The following is a 20,742-nucleotide window of genomic DNA, read 5'->3' on the forward strand; positions in this document are numbered from 1 at the left end:
TTAAGGATAGGTTTGAACAACTTTAGGTTTCTTAACACCACTTGGGTCAGTCACAAAAAATTCAGCCTTACCGCTTTTGTATAAAATATTAGAGGCTTTTCCGTTTTTATCAAAATATCTAACATCATATGCATCTGTTTGCGGAGTTGCAGAATTATGAGCTGCATTATATATACTAAAAGGATTATCATTTTCAGCTTGAGTAGCAACCCCTGCATTTATTCCAAATTTTCTGGAAATTAAAGCTCCTTGATATGATTCGGTTACTTCATGTAGCATATCTGCGCCAGGTTTTCCAAAATAATCACTCATCGCCCCTAAAACAGTAGGATTTACCTCTTGTTTTGTTTCTGTTATAGCACTAATAGAATTACCGTCTTTACTTAATTGATAACTCGTCTTATTTCCAGAAAAAGTACCTCCAACATATAAAAGTCCTGCTTCAGTTGTATTTGTATTTTCAGCCTTTACGTTTACTTTCACAGAATGGTCATCAATTGCATTAGCTAATTGCTGAGCATCTCCAGATAGTTTTTTACTGAGATTATTTTGTTTATAGGAAACTTTACCATTACTATCTTTACTTAGAGTAAGTTCAGAAGAAACCGATTTTTGCAATTCTTTTAACGCAGCATCTGCTGCACCTCCAGTAATAATTACATCTTTATTTTGTCTTCCATCTGGATCAATGAATCTGATTGGATTGTTAAAAGCATAATTATAAGGACTATGTCTCGTCATTTTCTCCGCCAGCGGATCCACCACGCCCCATCTTCCAATATCAGGCATATACATTCTAGCCCCATAATCATACATCCCGGTCTCCTGCAGCTCCTTACCATTGTACTTGTAATTATAGTTTGGATTACCTCCTAATATATTATACCCTTCGTGTTTCAACCCAAAAGGATAATAATTATTCTCCTCAAGAACTTCTATTCCCGTACCATTTTTGAAATAACTCAATCGTACATTTCCTAAATGATCTGCGTAATTGTAAATATACTTATTATTTTCAAAATTAAAATAACCTTCTGAAGTAGGAACAAATTTCAAGCTTGCTTCTGTATATTGAAATCCATCCAAATATTCTGTATTGGCAGTAATAACTTTCCCTGCTCGTAAATTAAAGTAATTGTAAGTCTTTTTCAGTTTTGTACCGTCTGCTCTAAATAAGAATTGTAGTTTGGTATTGGGGTCAATATAATTTACTTCGGTCGGTAAGTTCAGGTAATTATAGTTAATTGTAGTGATATCCTTATCAATATGGCTTGTCATATTCCCATTATCATCATAGGAGATGGTATTGCCTCCTCCTACATATCCTAAATTATTTTGAGCATTATCCTTTACATTCAAAAGCCTGTTTCCGGCATAACTATAGGTAAGATCATCAATCTGCATTGCCACTCCAGTAGTGGAGTTCTTAGCATTACGGTATAACTGGCTGATATTTCCGTTCAGGTCATAAATAATATACTCACTGTAAAAACTGTTTTGAGGTGCTGTTGCCCAGGGTTCGGAATAATGTCCGAACTTCAGTTTATTATCTGCATAGTAATCATAGGTATATCTTCTCAATACATTATCGTTGGAGGTATTCCAGTCTATTTCTGCGATATTACCGTTGTATCTTGCAGTGGCATAGAGTGGATTAACTGGATTAGTGTATTTTATTTCATACCCAAACAGTTTCCCATTCAGGTTAGCAGGATCATTAATTTTAGTCATCCAGCCTCTGATATTGTATTTATAATCAATCTGCTGGAGTGAAGTTCCTACAGAAATTCCACCCACCTTTTTAGATTCAAGCTGGGAAAGTTCATTGTATGTATTCTGGGTGAGGATTTCCACAGGATTTCCACCTACCTGATGTTTGTGGACAAGCAGCCTGTTCTGGTGATCATACTCAAAGTTTTCTGTGATCACTGTTTCTGTATCGGTTGCTAATCTTTTATGTCTGGTAACAACATTTTGAGCTACTCCGGCAAAATCCAGCTTGGATTCTGTTTGGGTATAACCCCCTAAATGATTGATAGAATAAGTTCCAATAGCTCTTGCTTTGGTGTCATAATAGGTGTAGTTTTTGGTCCAGTTGTCATTTTCTATATTCTTTACCAGGCTCATCACAGGAAGCCCTTTGGTACTTCTTCCTTCGTGAAGATTCTCAGTTAAAGTAGGTACTCCCTGAATGGTGGAAGGAAATGGCGGATTAAAGGTATATTCAGGATAAGTATCGTAATAATTGACACTTAGAATACTTTCTGTATCCACCATGAAATAATTATTGACATAGTAAATCGTCATCCCATTTCTGATAAATCCCTGGGTACTGCGAGGTTCGGTAATGACCAGGTCTTTAATAAGATCCTGTAATACTGCTCTTTTGGCTGTTGATACTAGTACTCCTGTATAGATCACTCTTCCAAAAATATCATACTTGGTGAGAAGCCATTTACCTTTGGATCCCATTACAGCGTCCTGTGTCAAAATCAACCTGTCTGCTTTATCATACACCATCAATTCCCAGCCTTTGCCGGGTAATTTCTTTTCAACCAGACGGTTTCTGCCATCATAGCGGTATTGGTAGCAGAGATCATTCAGTAATGTTTCCGTAATTGGTTGGTTTGCCACATTGGGGGAAATAACAAAAGCCAACTGGTCATATTCATTATACACATAATAAGTGTCTATATATGCATTGGTAATGATCTTTCTCACCATCAGGGTCTGACCCCTTCCATTTTTGAATTCCACCGTCAGGTTCCCGTCTTCATCAGTGACTCCATTTTTATACAAGGTTCCGGGAGCATAGAAGGAAGTAGCTGAAGCCAGAATAAGCTCGCTTTTGGTAGCTCCGTTCTCCCAGGTTGTTTTCGTGGTATACTGATATACTTCATTAGCCATATTGGCTTCGTATGAAAATCCTACAGGTTTATTGGCCCAGTCGTTACCGGGCTGAATCTGCTGCATGATTCTGTCCAAAGGTGATTTTTCCAGCATCTTTTCTGAATAGATCTTTTCTGACCCATAAATCCCAGGTTGGGTTGCATTGGATAAAGGATTGGTAATAATGGCACCATTCTGAGTTCCTGATTGTGGGACAGGAAGGTAATCTTTTGTCTGTCTTCCAAACTGATCATATTCGATGTGAGTGACTACATCTCTTCCTAATGGGGAAGCTTTTACATTCACTACCTGCTTGGCTCTTCCCAAGCCATCGAAATATCCTACTGTTTCAGAAGATTTTGTAGGAACAGATCCATTATAATCCAGATAGGTTTTGGTCTGTATGTAATTCTCCGTATTAGGGAGCGGGGTAAGCTGGGCATACACTGAATGGGTAATCAGCAGCATGCTTATGGGGATTATTATTTTTTTCATCGGTTTTAGTTTTTATAGTTGTATTTCATTTCCTTCAGGATCTTTCCATTGGCATCTATTACCTTGTCAAGGCGGTTAGCAGAATCATAATAATAGAATTCTGTAATCCCCGACGGCGGAGTAATGCTTCTAATTCCTACAAGCGGGTCATAAGTATATGTAGAGATCTGATATTCTGGAAGCCTCTCTCTAAAACTTCTCAATGCTTTTAAGAGTACTGTTTCATCATTATTGATTTCGGCCAGCTCATCTGTATTGGAAGCATTGACAATCAAATTAATAAGTGACTGTAGTATATCTGTTAATTTTGCACCTTTTATCTCCGCAATGGGCTGAGTCTTATTATATCCCCAGATAATAACAGTAGGAATACCATCTTTTGTAGTATACTGCTGGATATTCCCTTTGGAATCATATTGATCATATATAACTTCGGTAGTTGTATTACCCTGAAGTCCGGTAGAAATGACAGATGTAGGAAATAAAGTTGCAGAATCATCATAACGGGTTTCCATTTTGGAGATGATTTTTCCGGAAGGACTATTCCCATTTTGTATTTTAGTTACAGCAGTTTCCAGCGGAACACCTATCATATTAGCATTGATCAACTTCTGGTTTCCTTTTTCATGGGCATACTGGTACGTGGTTTCATGAGCAGAGCCATCAGCATAGACCGTTTTTGAAGAGGTTACCTGGTGATGATTAGGATTCCCGTAACTACTGAAGCTGGTGCTGGTCATGGCAGAACCGTCAGGCAGAGATTCCGTAGTTTTTACTTCCGTGGGATTATAAAACCCGTAATAATTTTCATAAGAACCGTACGATATATTGAGTAGTTGGTCTTCATTAGGATTCGGATTATAGGTGAAATTTTCTTTAAAGACATAGCTTTTAAGGCTTTTCAGCTGGCTGTATTCATATTTGTACGTCTTAACAAGCTGCTTCTTAAAAGCCACATTTTCATATTGATACCTGTTCTCCTCCAGCAGTAAATAAGATTTTTCTTCTCCGGAATTAGTACCTGGGATATTATAAATAGCTGGCCATCTTCCAATATTGTACTCTGCATTGGGAATATAGCTAAACTTTCTCTCTATGGCACTTTTGTTTTCTATAACTTCTGTAATATCAGTATAGGTAACCTTATTTTTTCTATGGTTGAAATTTGGGAGTAAATTATTCTGACTGCCTGTATAAATATTCACTATTTCTACGGATGGAAAATTATTGGATCCTGACGTACAAGGTATTGAAGTTTCGCCCGCCTTTGCACCTATATAGTTCAGGTTAAAGTCTGCCACTGAAGTTTTGGGACTGCTAATATTAGCCAGGGAATTATAATAAAACTTCCGGGTATAGCTATCTCCCTCTATATCAGATTCTTTAATAGACGAAACCCTGCTTCCTCCAAAATATACCGGTTCATAGGTGGTAACGTTATGGGCATTATAGTAAATTGAAGCAACGCCAGATGAGGCGGCGACTCCTTTAACCGTATATGTCGCTTTATAAGTATGTCCGGCTACAGTAGCTATAGCAGAAGAACCTGGGGCGTCAGAATCTAATTCTTTAGTACCATTGCCGGCAGCAGTACGTACATTCGTTCCTGTTGTTTCATCCGTAATAGTCAAAGTATGTTTGACTAGCTTAGGCTCCGGCTCGTAACATCCTTGTGCCGGATAAGGACCTGCCGCTGCAAAGTAATGAATATCCGTTCCGTTAGAAACAAAAGTAAATGTCCCGGTAGGAAAATTATGTGATGGATCACAGGGAGTATACAGGGCTTCCACACCTCCTAATTCCATCACTTCTTTCGTGGTGGCTCCAGCGCTTGAATTGGGATCATAAAAAATCTCAGAAATCCCTTTGGTAGGATGGGTAATCTGTTTTAAGTTACCAATGGAAGCCCATGATGGCTCTACCTCTTTATTAGCAGAAAGGATCGTTAAAGGCATATAAGCACCAAAACTTTGAAAAATACCAAAATTGTTGGTAGGACGAGGAGCAGGAAAAGGAGAAGAATTACTCTTATTATTGGGATATCCAAAATAATCCGTATCCAGGCTAAACCTTGCAGGAAGTTTTTCAGGGCTGTAATAGCTGAAATCCGTACTGGTATTCCTGGTCACGTTTTTTAATGATTTTAAAAAATGTCTGTTTCGTGTAGATGTTTCGTTGGAAGGAATCCCGTAATAAGTAGCTGCTGCGGACGATGTGACATCCTGATATTCAAGGTTAAATTTTTCAATAAGCAAATTCCCGTTTTTTACCTCAATGGAAGTCAGAAGATTGTTTTCAGCATTGCTGTTAAACAAATCATTTCTCGCTTTTCCATAAATGAAAGAAACATTCTTGTCATCTTCTGAGATAAGGGTAAGTCTCGGCTTGTAGGACTGCTGGATAACTTTGCTTTTAACGATATCATTATATGTATACTGAGAGCCGGATGAGGCACTCGGGCATTTGCCAAGTAAACTAAAACCCGCATTCAAAGAGGAATAATAAGTAAGGGGTTCTGTAATGTAGGTAAAATTGGTTTCCCGTTTGTCAGGGCCGATGATTTTATATAAATACCAGCCCGTGATGGCCTTACGGTCAGGTCCTGCACTCTGGGTGGTAGACCTTTCAATATTTTCTACCGCTCCCCCGAAATAATACTCCGTTCCGGTTTTGTCCGTCAGTTTAAAACGGAACAGTTTTCCGTAACCAAAAACAGGTAGATTCAGATCAGTGATCTCAATTTTGACTTTATCCTTGGATTCGGTAAAAACCTGTAAGGTATTGTTAATATAGAAACTTCCGGACAACCCATTGGCAATTGAAAAGTTAAACCAATCGTATTCGGTATCCATTTCGTTGCCTGTTCTTGCGGCTTCTCTTATTTGGGCGAGATTGGCAGTTTCATTTACCGTTTCAGGTTTCCAGTTTGTGTTGTTTTCGTCTGTTTCATCTTTTACAACCCTTGATATAACGCCTGGAGCTGTCAGCATCCACGACATTCCTGTACTGGTTCCGATATCATCTGCCCTCACTCCACTGGAGTAGTTTAAGGATATGGGAGTACGGAGCTGGGTATAAACAGGAACCTGATGGGTAAAATCACCATTGGAAGACTGTTCAAAGCTGATCCTGCTGCTGGCAAATGTCTCCTGTGATGGAGCCACTATTCTAGGGAGTCCGTAATTGTTATTGGGCTCGGGTGATGCCTGCCCACTGTATAATTGAAATACCAGAAGCATGCTTATTGACACATATATTTTCTTCATGATTTTTAGTTTTTTATTTCTTAATCAGCTTTGCATTCGCTGTTTTATTAGTATCCGTTTTTATGGTAACCAGATAAGCTCCCTGCACCAAAGCCTGGGTATTAATCTTAGTCACATTGTTCTTTGTTTTCAAATTTTGAAGCTGTCTTCCGCTCATATCATAGAGCACAATATCAGCCTCTTTAAAATCAAAACCTATTTCTATATAAGCATAATCAGATACAGGATTGGGATAGATCTTGATATCATACTTTTCAATCAGGTCATTTACCTGTTTATCACCAAGTTTTACAATCTTCCAGTTTTCTTTCCCTAATTCTTTGGCACTGGTTCCTGCTAAAATAATAGAACCGTCTCTGTTGAGTTTCAAATCTGAAAGTCTCTCTTCTTTCTGTCTGGATTCTCCGCTTACATGTTTTCGCCACTGTTCGTTTCCATTACCATCCAGGTAGATCATCCAGAAGGTCTCATCATCTTTTTCTATTCTTCCTTCTGCCTGGGTGTAACCACCTAACAGAATTCCTTTCGAGGATTTGTCGTCTCCTGAATGGATTACGCTTGCTCCCATCAGAATATCACGGTTTTTGAAATTGTAGGATTTCTGCCACTGTTCATCACCTTTTTCATTTAAAGAAATCAGCCACAGATCGGTTCCTTCTTCAATTCCAACAGTCTTGTTTCCTGATCTTTCGGATCTGGATTCCCCACCAATGATATAGCCATTTGAGGTTAAAGACAGGGTTCTGATATGGTCATCTCCTTTTCCACCATAGTTCTTTTCCCATTCTACTTTTCCGTTTTTATCCAGTTTGATGATCCAGTAGTCGCCTTCACCAAAGTTGCTGCTGACTTTTGGCGTCTGGCTAATGGCTGTTGAACTGACAGATCTTTCACCTGAAGATTGACTCTCAGGATTTTTTACCCCGAAATTTTTCACCTCGGAGCTCCTTGAATAAATTCCCAATAAGGCTCCACCATCTTTTGTAGGAATCATTTTCTCTACTTCATCCAAACCTTTTCCACCTACTATCAATTGAGAGAGTTCTTTTCCGCCTTTGTCGAGTCTGGTGATCCAGACATCTTTGGAGCCATACCCTTGGGAAGAGTTTTGTACGTTTCCGGCAACGAAAAAGCCTAAATCTGCACTTTGAATGACTGCTTTAGCTTCTTCATCGGAAGCAGTACCGAGCGTTTTCTGCCATAATTCATCTCCGGATTCATTGATTCGGATCAGCCAGATATCTGAACCGCCTTTGGAATCTTCTTTCTTATCCAGTCCTTTTCCGGAGTATGAGGTTCCTGCTAAAAGAAATCCTCCCTCCTGAGTGCTGACTGCTGCAGATAAATAATCGTGATTGTTTCCTGAGAAATACTTTTCCCAGGCTTTATCTCCTTGCTGATTGAGTTTAACCAGATGAAAATCATAGCCGTTGTTCTGTTTACTTCCTGAAGTTTGCTGTTTGTCGCTTTGTATAGAGCTTCCTGTGATAAGATACTGCTGATCAATAGTGGTAGTGACCTGGCTAAGGAAATCCTGAGTAGAGGACTTGACATCTTTTTGCCAGAGAACATTCTGGGCAGATACGCCAAGAATTGTGCATACAGTACATGCACTGAGATAAATCTTTTTCATTCCCGTGTTGTTTTTGAGTTTAATGATTAGTTTTCAAATTTTCGCAAATTTAACTTTTTTTAACACAAAAATATCACGTTGACATGATTTAATACAAAGTATTTATAATATCAGGTTAATTTTCATACTTTATTCTAATTATACAAATCTACCACAGCACGACGACAGAACCTGTCGTGTTTTATTTTCATAAAAAAACCTTCAGAAATTCTGAAGGTTTTATTGATTCCTGCCTTGAAGAACTTCTTCAATTTCTTCCAGGGAAAATCCTTTTGCTTTTAATAAAATCAGTAAATGATATAAAAGATCAGCTGCTTCATTTTTAAAGAGCAATTCATTATCATCCTTAGCTTCAATAACTAGCTCTACCGCTTCTTCACCTACTTTTTGAGCCATTTTATTCATTCCTCTCTGATAAAGTGAATAGGTATAAGATCCATCAACTTTACCGTCAATCCTTTGAGATATCGTCTCTTCCAACTCGTATAAAAAACCTTTTGCATCCTTATCACCAAAACAACTGAAATTTCCTGTGTGGCATACCACATTAGTGGGAACGGCTTTAATCAGTATCGTATCCTGATCACAATCTATAGCTATACTCTTCACTGTTAAAAAATTACCGGACTCCTCTCCTTTTGTCCACAGTCTGTTTTTGGAACGGCTGAAGAATGTAACCACTTTTTCTTTTTTTGTTTTCTCAAAAGCCTCCTCATTCATATATCCCAACATCAGCACCTGCAGTGTCCGGTCATCCTGGACTACTACCGGAACAAGGCCATTATCTTTTTTAAAATTAATATTCATCGTACTTTTATTTTTTGAATTTTTAACTGTTGTTTTAACTCCTGAATCCCTATTTCATTAAAGTGGAATATACTGGCTGCCAATGCTCCCGTAGCCTTAGTTTCATTAAAAACTTTAACAAAGTCATTGACTGTTCCCGCACCACCGGAAGCTATTACAGGGATTGTTATCTGTTCTGAAACCTGCTTTGTGATGCTAAGATCAAAACCATTTTTAGTTCCGTCACCATCCATAGAGGTTAAAAGAATTTCACCGGCCCCTAATGCTTCTGCTCTCTTGGCCCATTCTACAGTGCCCAGTTCTGTAGCTTCTCTTCCGCCTTTAATGTGAACAAGATCTGTTTGGTTGACTCTTTTAGTATCGATTGCAACTACTACACACTGGCTTCCAAATTCATTAGCCAGCTCAGCAATCAGTTTTGGATCTTTTACCGCAGAGGAATTGATACTGATCTTATCTGCTCCGGCCTCCAAAAGCTTTCTTACATCTTCCACAGAGGCAATTCCACCCCCAACGGTAAAGGGAATACTCAGCTCTTTGGCGATCTTTCCTACCAATTCCACAAATGTTTTTCTGTTTTCAATGGTCGCCGTAATATCAAGAAAAACAAGCTCATCAGCCCCTTCCAGTTCATATTTTTTGGCAAGTTCCACCGGATCTCCGGCATTTTTAAGATCCTCAAAATTGATTCCCTTCACTGTACTTCCATCTTTAATATCCAGACATGGAATAATTCTTTTTTTAAGCATTTTCAATAAAATTTTGAAGTTGTTGGAGACTTATTTTTCCTTCATAAATAGCCTTACCGATAATGGTTCCTGCACATCCGATATCTTTCATTTTATAGACATCTTTAATCCCCGAAATACCACCACTGGCAATCAGCTGTAATGAGGTTTTATATAAAATTTCAATATAGAGACCTGTTGAAGGCCCTTCCAGCATTCCATCCTTTGAAATATCGGTGCATATTGTGCTTTGCATTCCCTTTTTCTGATAATCGAGAATAAAATCTATAATATCTTCATCGCTTTCTTCCTGCCAACCGGAGGTCTTGATTTTCCTGTTATCACAATCGGCGCCCAGAATAATTTTTTCAGGACCATATTTTTCAATGATCGTAAGACAAAACTCAGGATCCTGTACGGCAATACTTCCTAATGTGATTTGTTTGGCACCGGAATCAAAGGCTGTTTCAATGTCCTGTAAGCTTTTTAATCCACCTCCAAAATCAATCTGCAACGAAGTACATTTTGCGATCTCTTCCAGTACTTTCTGATTTACAATATGTTTAGACTTCGCCCCATCAAGATCCACCAGATGAAGAAACTGAATCCCAAAGTCTTCAAATTCCCTGGCCACTTCTACAGGGTTCTCATTGTATATTTTCTTTGTGCTGTAATCTCCTTTGGACAGACGCACGCATTTTCCATCAATAATATCGATAGCCGGAATAATTTTCATCATAATAAATTTATAAAGTTGTTGAGTATCCGGCTGCCTACGCTTCCTGATTTTTCAGGGTGAAACTGTGTTGCATAAAAATTATCTTTCTGTAAAGAAGCACTGAATGGAAGGATATAATCACACACAGAAGTGGTGAATTCTGATAACTCGCAGTAGTAGCTGTGAACAAAATAAACATTATTTTCCGGGGTAATTCCTGAAAATAATGAAGAATTACCTCCCGAAACAGTATTCCAGCCCATATGAGGAACAAGTTCCAAAGGAGGAAACCTTTTTACTTTGATATCGAAAATCCCCATTCCTTCGGTATTTCCTTCTTCATTTCCTTTACACATCAGCTGCATTCCCAGGCATATTCCCAAAACAGGCTGTTTCAATATAGGAATAAGCTTATCAAGTCCTTTTTCTTTCAAAAGTTTCATGGTAGATGAAGCCTCGCCTACACCAGGAAAAATCACCTTATCTGCCTTCATGATCTGCTCATGATCATCTGTAATGACTGAGCTGATATTTAGCCTGTTTAAAGCATTCTGTACGGAGCTTACATTGCCTCCGTTATATTTTATTATTGCGATCATAAGTTTTTACAATAGTTTACTAACATTGACAGTAGATTTTAAATTAAATTCAATCTTTTATGTATTTATAAACTTCCTTTGGTTGAAGGTAAATTATAGTTACTATCAGATTGGTTGACTGCCATTTTCACAGCTTTAGCAAAAGCTTTGAAAATTGATTCTATCTTGTGGTGCTCATTCTCTCCTTCTGCTTTAATATTTAAATTGGTTCTTGAAGAATCTGTAAAAGATTTAAAAAAGTGAAAGAACATTTCTGTGGGAACATCCCCTATTTTTTCTCTTTTAAATTCAGCATCCCATACCAGCCATGGCCTACCCCCAAAATCAATAGCTACCTGCGAAAGACAATCATCCATAGGGAGCAGAAAACCATATCTTTCGATTCCTTTTTTCTTTCCTAAGGCTTTTAAAATGGCTTCTCCCAGCACTATTCCCGTATCTTCAACCGTGTGATGCTCATCCACCTGAAGATCTCCGTTTACTTGGATGCGAAGATCCATATTACCATGCCTTGCGATCTGGTCCAGCATGTGATCAAAGAAATGAAGCCCTGTTGAAATTTCAGATTTTCCATTTCCGTCGATATTCACTTCAATTTCTATTTCCGTTTCATTGGTCTTTCTATAGACTTTGGCTCTTCTCATTCCAGACTTTAAGAACTGGTAAATCTCACTCCATTCTGTTGTCACCAAATCTGCTTCATTATTAAAGTTTTGGTTTAAGAAAATAGATTTAGAACCCAAATTATTAGCAAGTTGAATATCCGTTATTCGATCACCAATTACATAGGAATTTTTCAGATCGTAATCACCATAGATGTATTTTCCAAGCATTCCTGTTCCTGGTTTGCGGGTGGGCAGATTTTCGTGTTCAAAACTTTTATCAATAAGAATATCACTGAAAATAATTCCTTCATTCTTAAAAGCCTTCATCATTTTTTCATGAGGCTGAGTAAAGGTATCCAGAGGAAAACTTTCTGTACCCAGCCCGTCCTGATTGGTCACCATCACCAATTCATAATCCAGTTCATTGGCAATTTTTGCAAGGTTCCGGAAAACACCGGGATAGAATTCCAGTTTTTCCAATGAATCAACCTGAAAATCAATGGGGGGTTCTATAATCAGGGTACCATCCCGATCGATAAACAATACTTTTTTCATCCTTATATGTTTTTTAAAAGGTTAATCAATTTTTCATTTTCCAGACGGTTGCCTATATTAATCCTGATACAGCCGGGAATTGCAGGATCTCTCCTACTGGTCAATATTTCCTGCTCCAGCATTTGTGTATAAACATTTTCTATATCTTTTAATTTGATCAGAAAGAAATTAGCATCTGTTGGAAATACTCTGGTAATACATTCAATATTGTTAAACTGATCCTGCAACCATTCACGTTCTGTGATAATATCACGGACATTTTCTTTTAACTGATTTTCATTTTCAAGTGCTTTCAGGATCAGTTCCTGGCTCAATGCATTAACATTGTAAGGCGCTTTTACTGTATTGACCAACTGAATGATCTCTTCCGAAGCATAGGCAACCCCTACTCTTGCTCCTGCAATACCCCAGGCTTTAGAAAAGGTCTGAAGAACAATAAGATTAGGATACTGACCCAACAGTTCCAAACTTGACTTTTTACCGGAAAACTCAATATAAGCTTCATCTACAACGACAATACCATTAAAATTCTGAAGGTAAAATTCAATATCTTCAGTACTGTTACCGGTTGGATTATTAGGCGAGCATAAAAAGAAAACTTTGATAGCTTCTTGTTGTACTATTTTTAAAAAGTCATCTTTTACAATCTCAAAGTTCTCATCCAGATTCAGTTGTAAAACCCTGTTTTCATTAATAGTGGCATAAAAACCATACATTGCAAACGATGGATTCATCATCAGAATAGCATCTTTTTTAGGCTCACAAAAAATTTTAATAATCAGATCAATCAGCTCGTCACTTCCGTTTCCTATAGCGATCTGCCTAGGAGAAAGAGTTTTAAGTTCTGCTAAGCTGTTTTTAAGCTTTTTCTGGGTAGAATCCGGATAACGGTTCCATTCCCCGAAAGGGCTTTCATTAGCATCTAAAAATGTTGGGGTATTAAATTCATTATGATCTCTGAAACTTATATACGGTTTTAGTTTTAAAATATTTTCTCTTACCAGTGTATTGATACTTATTGTGCTCATGTTATTATTTTAATCTTATTGATACTGCATTTTTGTGGGCAAAAAGGCCTTCTGCCTCGGCCATTACTTCTATTGCTTTTCCTAAATTCTGAAGACCTTCCCTGGATAAATACTGAAAGGTAATTTTCTTTACAAAGCTGTCCAGAGATACTCCACTATAGTTCTTTGCATAGGCATTGGTTGGAAGGGTGTGATTGGTTCCGCTGGCATAATCTCCGGCACTTTCGCAGGAATAATTTCCAAGGAATACAGATCCCGCATTCTGAATATAAGGAATATATTTTTCAAATTCCCTGATCGCCAGAATAAGGTGTTCCGGAGCATATAAATTGCTGAACTCAATGGCATCTTCAAGACTGTTTAATACTATAAAACTGCTGTTTTCAAGTGCATTTCCTGCCATTTCATTTCTAGGTAAGTCCCTAATTTGCTGTTCAACGGACCCAACCGTCTCATTAAAAACTTTAAGGTCTGTCGTAAGGAAGATAACCTGACTATCACTACCGTGTTCTGCCTGTGAAAGCAAATCTGCTGCACAGAATTCCGGGATGGCTTGCTCATCAGCTATCACGAGCACCTCACTTGGCCCTGCTGGCATATCGATGGCTACTCCAAACCGTTGGGCATATTCTTTTGCTGCTACTACAAACTGATTTCCCGGACCAAAAATTTTATATACTTTTGGAATACTTTCTGTACCCAAAGCCATTGCTGCAATTGCCTGAGCACCTCCTGTTTTAAAGATCTTTGAAATTCCGCACACTTTGGCAGCATACAAAATAGCAGGATTAACAGCTCCGTTTTGATCTGGTGGCGTACAAAGAATGATTTCTTTACACCCGGCAATATTAGCAGGTACTGCAAGCATCAAAACGGTTGAGAATAAGGGTGCTGTACCTCCCGGAATATAAATCCCCACCTTTTCTACAGCCCGGTTCTCTCTCCAGCACACCACTCCTTTTGTAGTTTCAATCTTCTGAACCTCAGTATTTTGTGAAACGTGAAATTTATAGATGTTTTCTTTGGCCTCCTGAATAGCCAGTTTCAACTCGTTGCTTAATTCATTTTCTGCATTATCAATCTCATTTTCAGGAACAGAGATACTTTTTGTTTCTGCTTTATCAAATTTCTTATTAAATGCAATAAGAGCTTTATCTCCGTTGTTTTCAACCTCATTAAAAATTTCTGAGATCAATCCGCTAATTTCTTCCCGTTCAAAAACGGGGCGCTGTACCAGATCTGCCCATGTTTCTTTTGTTGGATATCGATATATTTTCATCTGTATTATTTTTCTTAGTATAAATTGATTGTTATTTTTTGACTTAAGATTTTTTAAGGAGCTAAGAATGATTAAAACGATAATTGAAGGTATTTTCAAACTTAACTTATCTTAATTTTTCTTTTCTCTTCTTTTCTTAACAGTTCATTACTTTGTGCTTTACATGACCATTTTATCAATAGGAATGATGAGAATATCCTGAGCACCGTTTTCTTTCAGTTCATCAATAACTTCCCAGAATCTTTCCTGATCAATCACAGAATGAATACTGCTCCAGCCTTCTTCAGCCAATGGAATTACAGTAGGGCTTTTCAGTACCGGAAGTACATCTGCTACCTTTTGGATCTTATCATTGGGAACATTCATCAGGATGTATTTTGAATTCTTTGCTTTTAAAACGGCTTGAATTCTGAAAAGAAATTTATTGAGAATAGCAGCTTTTTCGGATGACAGCTGTGGTGTTTGAGCCAAAACAGCTTCTGATTTCAATAAAGTAACGGTTTCCCTCAATCCGTTTTTGAATAAGGTACTTCCGGAGCTTACAATATCACAGATTCCGTCTGCAAGCCCAATGTTTGGAGCAATTTCTACAGAACCGGAAATCACGTGAATATCTGATGTGATTCCTTTTGTTTCTAAAAAGTTCTTAAGGGTGTTAGGATAAGAAGTGGCTATTTTTCTGCCTTGAAAGTAAGCCGGATCATCAGTTTCAATTTCTTTGGGAACCGCAATGGAAACACGGCATTTTGAAAAACCCAGTTTCTCAACAATCTGAATCTTTTTCTGTTTTTCAATTAAAAGATTTTCGCCCACGATGGCAACATCCACCACTCCATCTTCCAGGTATTGAGGAATATCTGAATTCCGGAGATACATGATTTCCATCGGGAAGCTCTCTACTGAAACTTTAAGCTGATCTTTTCCGTTGTTGACAAAAATTCCACAGTCTTTGAGAAGCTGCAGGGATTCTTCATATAAACGGCCACTTTTCTGAATCGCAATTTTTAATTTACTCATTTCGTCTTTTTTGAGTCCGAGTAAATAAAAGCTGATCTGTTGAAATTTCTGAAGAGAATTCAGGAAACAAAAAAACCGTCTACTTACTCAGACGGTTTTTTTAATATTTTTGATTTTAGCACAAACATATATCAATCAATTCCGCCTAACAGAGATGATGATAATAATGATGTAATGCTAAAATTATTGGTTTCATTGTATTGAATTATGATGCAAATGTAGGATTTATTTTTAAAATGCAAAGTTTTTTCAGATAATTTTTTGATAAAGATTCATCAGAGCTTTTGCAATGGGCTCATCATTGAACTTCTGAACAAACTCAAAACCCTTTTCCTCACGGCGTTTTCTTTCGGATTCATTTTCCCACAAAAATTTTATCTTGGCCTTGATATCAAGATCATTTTTAGGATCAATATAGACGGAATCTTTCCCCCCTGCTTCCGGAAGACAGCTTGTATTGCTTGTTACCACTACTGTTTTTGAAAAAAGCGCCTCTATCACAGGAATTCCGAAGCCTTCAAAGAAACTTGGATATACAAAAATATTAGCAAGTTTGTAGATTACAGCCAATTCATCCATAGAAACTCCTTCCAGAAAATGCACTTGCTTTTCCATTTTGTTTTTCTTCAGAAAGCTTTCTATTTTCTGATAATATTTGGTCTTCTTTCCTACGACTACCAAGGGAATTTCTGTATCTCTGATCGCTTTTACAACATTCAGAAGGTTCTTGCGGTCTTCAATGGTTCCTACATTCAGAATAAACCTTTCCGGAAGATTAAATTTATCTTTGGCTGCTTGAATCTGTTCGGAAGACTGTTGTTCTTTAAACGCTTTATGACAGCCCTGATAAATGACTTCAATCTTGCTTTCAGGAACTTTTAAAAACTCAATAATATCTCTTTTGGTCTGTTCTGAAATTGCAATGATCTTATCTGCCATTTCAGCAGCCTTTTTAAACTTCCAAAAGTGGATTTTACGGTCAAAAAAGGAGTAATACTGCGGATATCTCACAAAGATCAGATCATGGATGGTAACGATTTTTTTAATAGGTTTCTGATCCCATTTCAAAGGTAATTCACCGGATAGACCATGGTAAATATCTGCTCCTAGTTTCTGGGCATCTTTTCCCATTTTAAGCTGACGTGAAAAGTTTCCTTTTGAGGTTTCCACAAACTTAACATTAGGGCGGCCAAGAATATCCTTTCCCCGTTCAGATTTATTTTTGTTGAGCAACAGATATTCATTATCCGGCTCATATTGTGAAAGAATCCTTACCAGATCTCTTGAATAATTGCCCAGTCCGGAGGTGTTATGGAAAAAACGTTTTGCGTCAAAAGCAATTTTCATGCGTGTATCTGTTTTTGAAATTCCTGAAAAGTACCAAAAGTATGGCCTTTTTCTTTAAGCCATGCTACAAAGGTATCAAATCTTTCCACCATATCCTGTCCGGAATTTTTCACGGTAAAGCCAGGCAGTTTAAATGCTTCATCCTTAATAGATGAAAACTCCCACGGATGGAAGTAAATATTCAGATAGTTATCTTTTTTCAAAACATCAGCAGCTAACTTTTTATAGAAAGCTAAAGGAAAGTTGTGAAAGCTTAGCCAGAATAAAGGAATTCTGAAATTAGGCGATACAGATGCAGGAACCTGCATTACATTTCCTTCTTTGAAGTAAGTTCTTGATACTTTAAGATTATTATACCTTCCGGGTAAAAACGTAGGATTAACGGATGAATTGTATGAATATCCTGCCTTCTCCACTTCTTTTTCATCTACCGGCATCATTCTCGGCATTCTTAATCCGGTCACTTTTGTGGAAAATAATTCTTCCAGCCTTTCTCTTGATTCTTTCAGGTGTTTATTTTCAAATTCTGAATGAAACCAGGTATGAGAAGCCAGTTCGTGCCCTTCATTAAGCAACCTTTCAATAAGATGTTTACTGTTTTCAGCAAAGACTACAGTAGAAAAAAAGGTCGCTTTTGCTCCGTATTTTTTTAGAATATTTAAAATATTTTCAAGTCCGTGCTGAGATATAGAGATTTGTTTATCGAAAGAAATTTCTCCTTTATATTCTAAAGGCATGTCGAACTCCTCGATATCAAAACTTAATAAAACCATTTAAAAATTTTTGTTTTTTATAATATAATTAGGTCTTTCTTTAACCTGTTTAAAGATCTTACCTAAATAGATACCAATGATTCCCAGGATAATCAACTGAAGACCTCCAAAGAACACAATGGTCATAATTAACGATGCCCAGCCTGAGATCTCAGTATGCACCACAAATGAATGAATAACATAGGCAAGATATCCAATTACTGAAAGTACTGAGAATAAAAAGCCCAGATAAGCTGCTAAATAAAGCGGTTTTACGCTAAATGCAGTAATTCCTGTAAAAGCAAATTTGAGCATTTTTTTCAGGTTATAACTGCTCTCTCCTGCTATTCTTTCTCCTGCTGTAAAATCGATTCCGATTTGTTTGTAGCCCATCCAGCTGGTTAGACCTCTCAGGAACAGGTCATCTTCTTTAAAGCTTCTCATCGCCTCTACGGCATTGGCATCCATCAGTCTGAAATCAGATCCGCCTCCTTTGGTAAGGTTCACATCTGAAAGACTGGACAAAAGCTTATAGAACACATCAGAAGTCTTCCTTTTAAAATAAGAAATCTGTTTGGGATAGGTTCTTACCGTATACACAATATCATACCCTTCTTCCCATTTCTGAATCATTTCAGGGATCAGCTCAGGAGGATGCTGAAGATCGCCATCCATTGAAATAACGGCGTTTCCATCTGCACAATCCATTCCTGCTTTTACAGCTGGCTGATGTCCGAAGTTTCTGGAGAATTCAATAAATTTTACTTCTTTATATTTGCCGGACAGTTCTTCCAACTTCTCTTGTGTATTGTCTCTGCTTCCATCATTCACAAAGATGATTTCAAAATCATAATTCTCCAGTTCTGAAAAAACTTCTTTTATTTTTTCATGAACTAAAGCAACGTTGCCTTCTTCATTATGAGCAGGAATGACAATAGAAATTTTCTTCATACCTTAATTTAAAGTGTAATCCTTTTCGAAATCTTTGGTTGTTAATTCGTAAATAACTCTCAACCAAACGACGATACAAGGTACGGCTTTCAAAGAATATTTAATGATATAATTTTGCTTGATAAATTTCGGGAATAAATCCGATGGTGAAAAACAGGTCAGAATGATAACAAACACCAGTAATCCAATAATGAATGGTGTTTTTTCTTTCTGAAGAGTAAACCATATCATGACTCCTGCCACCGCAATAATATACGTTGGTGATTCTGAACCTGAACTGAACAATACTAAAAAGAGTAATGTAGAAGCCAGAATCATCAACTGAAATGCATAGTTCTTATACTGTTTTATTCTGATATACGGCAATGCAAATAAAGGAACACCAAAAGCTAAAAAGGTAAGATTTGAAATGGACGCATCCCCCAGAATTCTTCTTACAAACCCCATCAGTGATATATCCTGCATATTTCCCAGCACCTGATTATCATTGTTTTTTGAAATCAGAGATGTTGCCCAGTCAGAATAACTCTGAATCACGAACTGCGGACTGGAATAGATCATCGGAATACATAAACATACTGCGGCAATGACAATTCCCGAAAGAATAAATTTAACCTTGTTTTTGATAAAGAAAAACTGAGATAACCCTACAATCCCGTAAAGTTTTACAAAAATCCCAATTACAATGGCTGTAGCAGACTGTACTTCTTTTCTTTCATAAATAAATATGGCAGATAACATTAGAAGCCCTACTAAAGCAATATTGAACTGTAAACTTACAGCAGCAGTAATGTATTCCTGCAGACATAACAAGGCAAAAAGTGCCTTCTTAGGATCTGAAAATGGAAGCTTATGAATCGCATACAGGAAAATGGCTGTGTTGGCGACATTCCATAAGGCAATTCCCATCCAGTCAGGCATTACCGCAAAAGGAGCGATCAGTAAACTGAAAAAAATGCCATAATGATTCATATCAGAATAACGCTCAGGATACTGTAAATACAGATTTTTCTCATCAAGAGTATTGAAAAATACTCCTTTGAAAATCAAATAGTTATTAATTGCCTGATATCCTCTGGAAAATTTAGAAAGTGCAGTAGCTATGGCTACAATAATATAAACCCCAAATATATATTTAGGGTTTAAAAGTATGTTAAGAAATTTTTCTTTCAAAATAGGTTGGTATTAGTTTAAAAACTTAATCTTAAACAGCTACATTATTCTCCCTCAAAGCATCATTAAGAGATGTCTTTTTATCTGTAGATTCTTTTCTCTGACCAATGATCAATGCGCATGGAACCTGATACTCTCCCGCAGGATACTGTTTTGTATAGCTTCCAGGAATTACTACAGAACGGGCAGGAACTCTTCCTTTAATTTCGATTGGCTCACTTCCTGTTACGTCAATGATTTTTGTAGAAGCCGTTAATACAACATTCGCTCCCAATACCGCTTCTCTTTCTACATGTACTCCTTCTACAACGATACATCTCGAACCGATGAAACAGTCATCTTCAATGATTACCGGAGCAGCCTGTAATGGCTCAAGTACACCACCGATTCCTACACCACCACTCAGGTGAACGTTTTTACCGATCTGTGCACAGCTTCCAACTGTTGCCCAAGTATCTACCATTGTTCCTGAATCTACATAAGCCCCAATGTTTACGTAAGATGGCATCATAATTACTCCTGAAGCTACGAAAGAACCTTCTCTCGCAATGGCATGAGGAACTACTCTTACTCCTTTTTCCGCATAATTTTTCTTTAAAGGAATCTTGTCATGGAATTCAAACGGACCTACTTCAATAGTTTCCATTTTCTGGATCGGGAAATACATTACTACTGCTTTCTTCACCCATTCATTTACCTGCCAACCGTTTTCCGTAGGTTCAGCTACACGAAGTTCTCCGGAATCTAATAAAGAAATAACCTCTCTGATCGCTTTCTGGCTGTCTTCATTTTGTAATAGCTCTCTATTATCCCAGATGTTTTCAATAGTTTGTTGTAACGACATGTTTCTTATTTAAATTAGTTTGAAAAATTATACCCGCCAAAGATACAAAAAAGTTC

16 protein-coding genes are annotated in these 20,742 nt (G+C 37.4%); all 16 read right to left on the reverse strand.

Translation table 11 applies throughout. From position 1 onward, the window contains the following. The 16 genes from DRF65_RS02730 to DRF65_RS02805 all read right to left on the reverse strand — a co-directional run bounded on the left by DRF65_RS02730 (position 1) and on the right by DRF65_RS02805 (position 20,686). Complete coding sequence (locus tag DRF65_RS02730; protein ID WP_115968727.1) at positions 1-3,384, reverse strand: DUF6443 domain-containing protein; 3,384 nt, start codon at positions 3,382-3,384, stop codon at positions 1-3. Positions 3,385-3,389: 5 nt separating this feature from the next. After that, positions 3,390-6,650, reverse strand: coding sequence for a hypothetical protein (locus DRF65_RS02735; RefSeq protein WP_123947262.1), 3,261 nt, complete (start codon positions 6,648-6,650; stop codon positions 3,390-3,392). Between the two features lie 13 nt (positions 6,651-6,663). Further along, positions 6,664-8,283: a T9SS type A sorting domain-containing protein gene (locus DRF65_RS02740; protein WP_115968729.1), complete on the reverse strand. Its 1,620-nt coding sequence runs from the start codon at positions 8,281-8,283 to the stop codon at positions 6,664-6,666. Between the two features lie 219 nt (positions 8,284-8,502). Then, positions 8,503-9,090 carry a bifunctional phosphoribosyl-AMP cyclohydrolase/phosphoribosyl-ATP diphosphatase HisIE gene (gene hisIE, locus DRF65_RS02745; protein ID WP_115968730.1) on the reverse strand — a complete coding sequence of 196 codons (588 nt, stop codon included), beginning with the start codon at positions 9,088-9,090 and terminating at the stop codon, positions 8,503-8,505. Next, the gene (hisF, locus tag DRF65_RS02750; RefSeq protein ID WP_115968731.1) at positions 9,087-9,839 is read right to left on the reverse strand and encodes an imidazole glycerol phosphate synthase subunit HisF; all 753 of its coding nucleotides are present in this window, start codon (positions 9,837-9,839) and stop codon (positions 9,087-9,089) included. The genes hisIE and hisF overlap by 4 nt, the downstream gene beginning before the upstream one ends. Continuing rightward, positions 9,832-10,554: a 1-(5-phosphoribosyl)-5-[(5-phosphoribosylamino)methylideneamino]imidazole-4-carboxamide isomerase gene (hisA, locus tag DRF65_RS02755; protein ID WP_115968732.1), complete on the reverse strand. Its 723-nt coding sequence runs from the start codon at positions 10,552-10,554 to the stop codon at positions 9,832-9,834. Before hisA ends, hisF begins: the two co-directional genes overlap by 8 nt. Continuing rightward, positions 10,554-11,135: an imidazole glycerol phosphate synthase subunit HisH gene (hisH, locus tag DRF65_RS02760; protein ID WP_115968733.1), complete on the reverse strand. Its 582-nt coding sequence runs from the start codon at positions 11,133-11,135 to the stop codon at positions 10,554-10,556. Before hisH ends, hisA begins: the two co-directional genes overlap by 1 nt. A gap of 65 nt (positions 11,136-11,200) precedes the next feature. Beyond that, on the reverse strand, positions 11,201-12,295 hold the full coding sequence (hisB, locus tag DRF65_RS02765; protein ID WP_115968734.1) for a bifunctional histidinol-phosphatase/imidazoleglycerol-phosphate dehydratase HisB: 1,095 nt from the start codon (positions 12,293-12,295) through the stop codon (positions 11,201-11,203). A gap of 2 nt (positions 12,296-12,297) precedes the next feature. Further along, positions 12,298-13,323 (reverse strand): histidinol-phosphate transaminase, encoded by a 1,026-nt coding sequence (hisC, locus tag DRF65_RS02770; RefSeq protein ID WP_115968735.1) that lies wholly within the window; start codon positions 13,321-13,323, stop codon positions 12,298-12,300. A gap of 4 nt (positions 13,324-13,327) precedes the next feature. Further along, positions 13,328-14,602 carry a histidinol dehydrogenase gene (gene hisD, locus DRF65_RS02775; RefSeq protein ID WP_115968736.1) on the reverse strand — a complete coding sequence of 425 codons (1,275 nt, stop codon included), beginning with the start codon at positions 14,600-14,602 and terminating at the stop codon, positions 13,328-13,330. A gap of 159 nt (positions 14,603-14,761) precedes the next feature. Continuing rightward, entirely contained in the window at positions 14,762-15,619 is an 858-nt protein-coding gene (gene hisG, locus DRF65_RS02780; protein ID WP_115968737.1) for an ATP phosphoribosyltransferase, read from the reverse strand. Positions 15,620-15,868: 249 nt separating this feature from the next. Next, a complete protein-coding gene (locus tag DRF65_RS02785) occupies positions 15,869-16,966 on the reverse strand; it encodes a glycosyltransferase family 4 protein (RefSeq protein WP_115968738.1) in 1,098 nt (365 codons plus the stop codon). Further along, complete coding sequence (locus DRF65_RS02790; protein WP_115968739.1) at positions 16,963-17,739, reverse strand: polysaccharide deacetylase family protein; 777 nt, start codon at positions 17,737-17,739, stop codon at positions 16,963-16,965. Before DRF65_RS02790 ends, DRF65_RS02785 begins: the two co-directional genes overlap by 4 nt. Continuing rightward, positions 17,740-18,669 (reverse strand): glycosyltransferase family 2 protein, encoded by a 930-nt coding sequence (locus tag DRF65_RS02795; RefSeq protein ID WP_115968740.1) that lies wholly within the window; start codon positions 18,667-18,669, stop codon positions 17,740-17,742. Between the two features lie 3 nt (positions 18,670-18,672). Next, on the reverse strand, positions 18,673-19,842 hold the full coding sequence (locus DRF65_RS02800; RefSeq protein WP_115968741.1) for a glycosyltransferase family 87 protein: 1,170 nt from the start codon (positions 19,840-19,842) through the stop codon (positions 18,673-18,675). A gap of 31 nt (positions 19,843-19,873) precedes the next feature. Then, a complete protein-coding gene (locus DRF65_RS02805; protein WP_068943197.1) occupies positions 19,874-20,686 on the reverse strand; it encodes a 2,3,4,5-tetrahydropyridine-2,6-dicarboxylate N-succinyltransferase in 813 nt (270 codons plus the stop codon). Positions 20,687-20,742: the final 56 nt, after the last annotated feature.

It is taken from the genome of Chryseobacterium pennae (genome assembly GCF_003385515.1).
GTDB lineage: Bacteria > Bacteroidota > Bacteroidia > Flavobacteriales > Weeksellaceae > Chryseobacterium > Chryseobacterium pennae.

Coding starts and splice junctions, on each gene's coding strand:
- hisIE (WP_115968730.1), bottom strand. CDS start 9,090: ATGAATATTAATTTTAAAAAAGATAATGGCCTTGTTCCGGTAGTAGTC.
- hisH (WP_115968733.1), bottom strand. CDS start 11,135: ATGATCGCAATAATAAAATATAACGGAGGCAATGTAAGCTCCGTACAG.
- hisB (WP_115968734.1), bottom strand. CDS start 12,295: ATGAAAAAAGTATTGTTTATCGATCGGGATGGTACCCTGATTATAGAA.
- DRF65_RS02730 (WP_115968727.1), bottom strand. CDS start 3,384: ATGAAAAAAATAATAATCCCCATAAGCATGCTGCTGATTACCCATTCA.
- DRF65_RS02790 (WP_115968739.1), bottom strand. CDS start 17,739: ATGGTTTTATTAAGTTTTGATATCGAGGAGTTCGACATGCCTTTAGAA.
- hisC (WP_115968735.1), bottom strand. CDS start 13,323: ATGAGCACAATAAGTATCAATACACTGGTAAGAGAAAATATTTTAAAA.
- DRF65_RS02740 (WP_115968729.1), bottom strand. CDS start 8,283: ATGAAAAAGATTTATCTCAGTGCATGTACTGTATGCACAATTCTTGGC.
- DRF65_RS02795 (WP_115968740.1), bottom strand. CDS start 18,669: ATGAAGAAAATTTCTATTGTCATTCCTGCTCATAATGAAGAAGGCAAC.
- hisG (WP_115968737.1), bottom strand. CDS start 15,619: ATGAGTAAATTAAAAATTGCGATTCAGAAAAGTGGCCGTTTATATGAA.
- DRF65_RS02785 (WP_115968738.1), bottom strand. CDS start 16,966: ATGAAAATTGCTTTTGACGCAAAACGTTTTTTCCATAACACCTCCGGA.
- hisF (WP_115968731.1), bottom strand. CDS start 9,839: ATGCTTAAAAAAAGAATTATTCCATGTCTGGATATTAAAGATGGAAGT.
- DRF65_RS02735 (WP_123947262.1), bottom strand. CDS start 6,650: ATGAAGAAAATATATGTGTCAATAAGCATGCTTCTGGTATTTCAATTA.
- DRF65_RS02805 (WP_068943197.1), bottom strand. CDS start 20,686: ATGTCGTTACAACAAACTATTGAAAACATCTGGGATAATAGAGAGCTA.
- hisD (WP_115968736.1), bottom strand. CDS start 14,602: ATGAAAATATATCGATATCCAACAAAAGAAACATGGGCAGATCTGGTA.
- hisA (WP_115968732.1), bottom strand. CDS start 10,554: ATGAAAATTATTCCGGCTATCGATATTATTGATGGAAAATGCGTGCGT.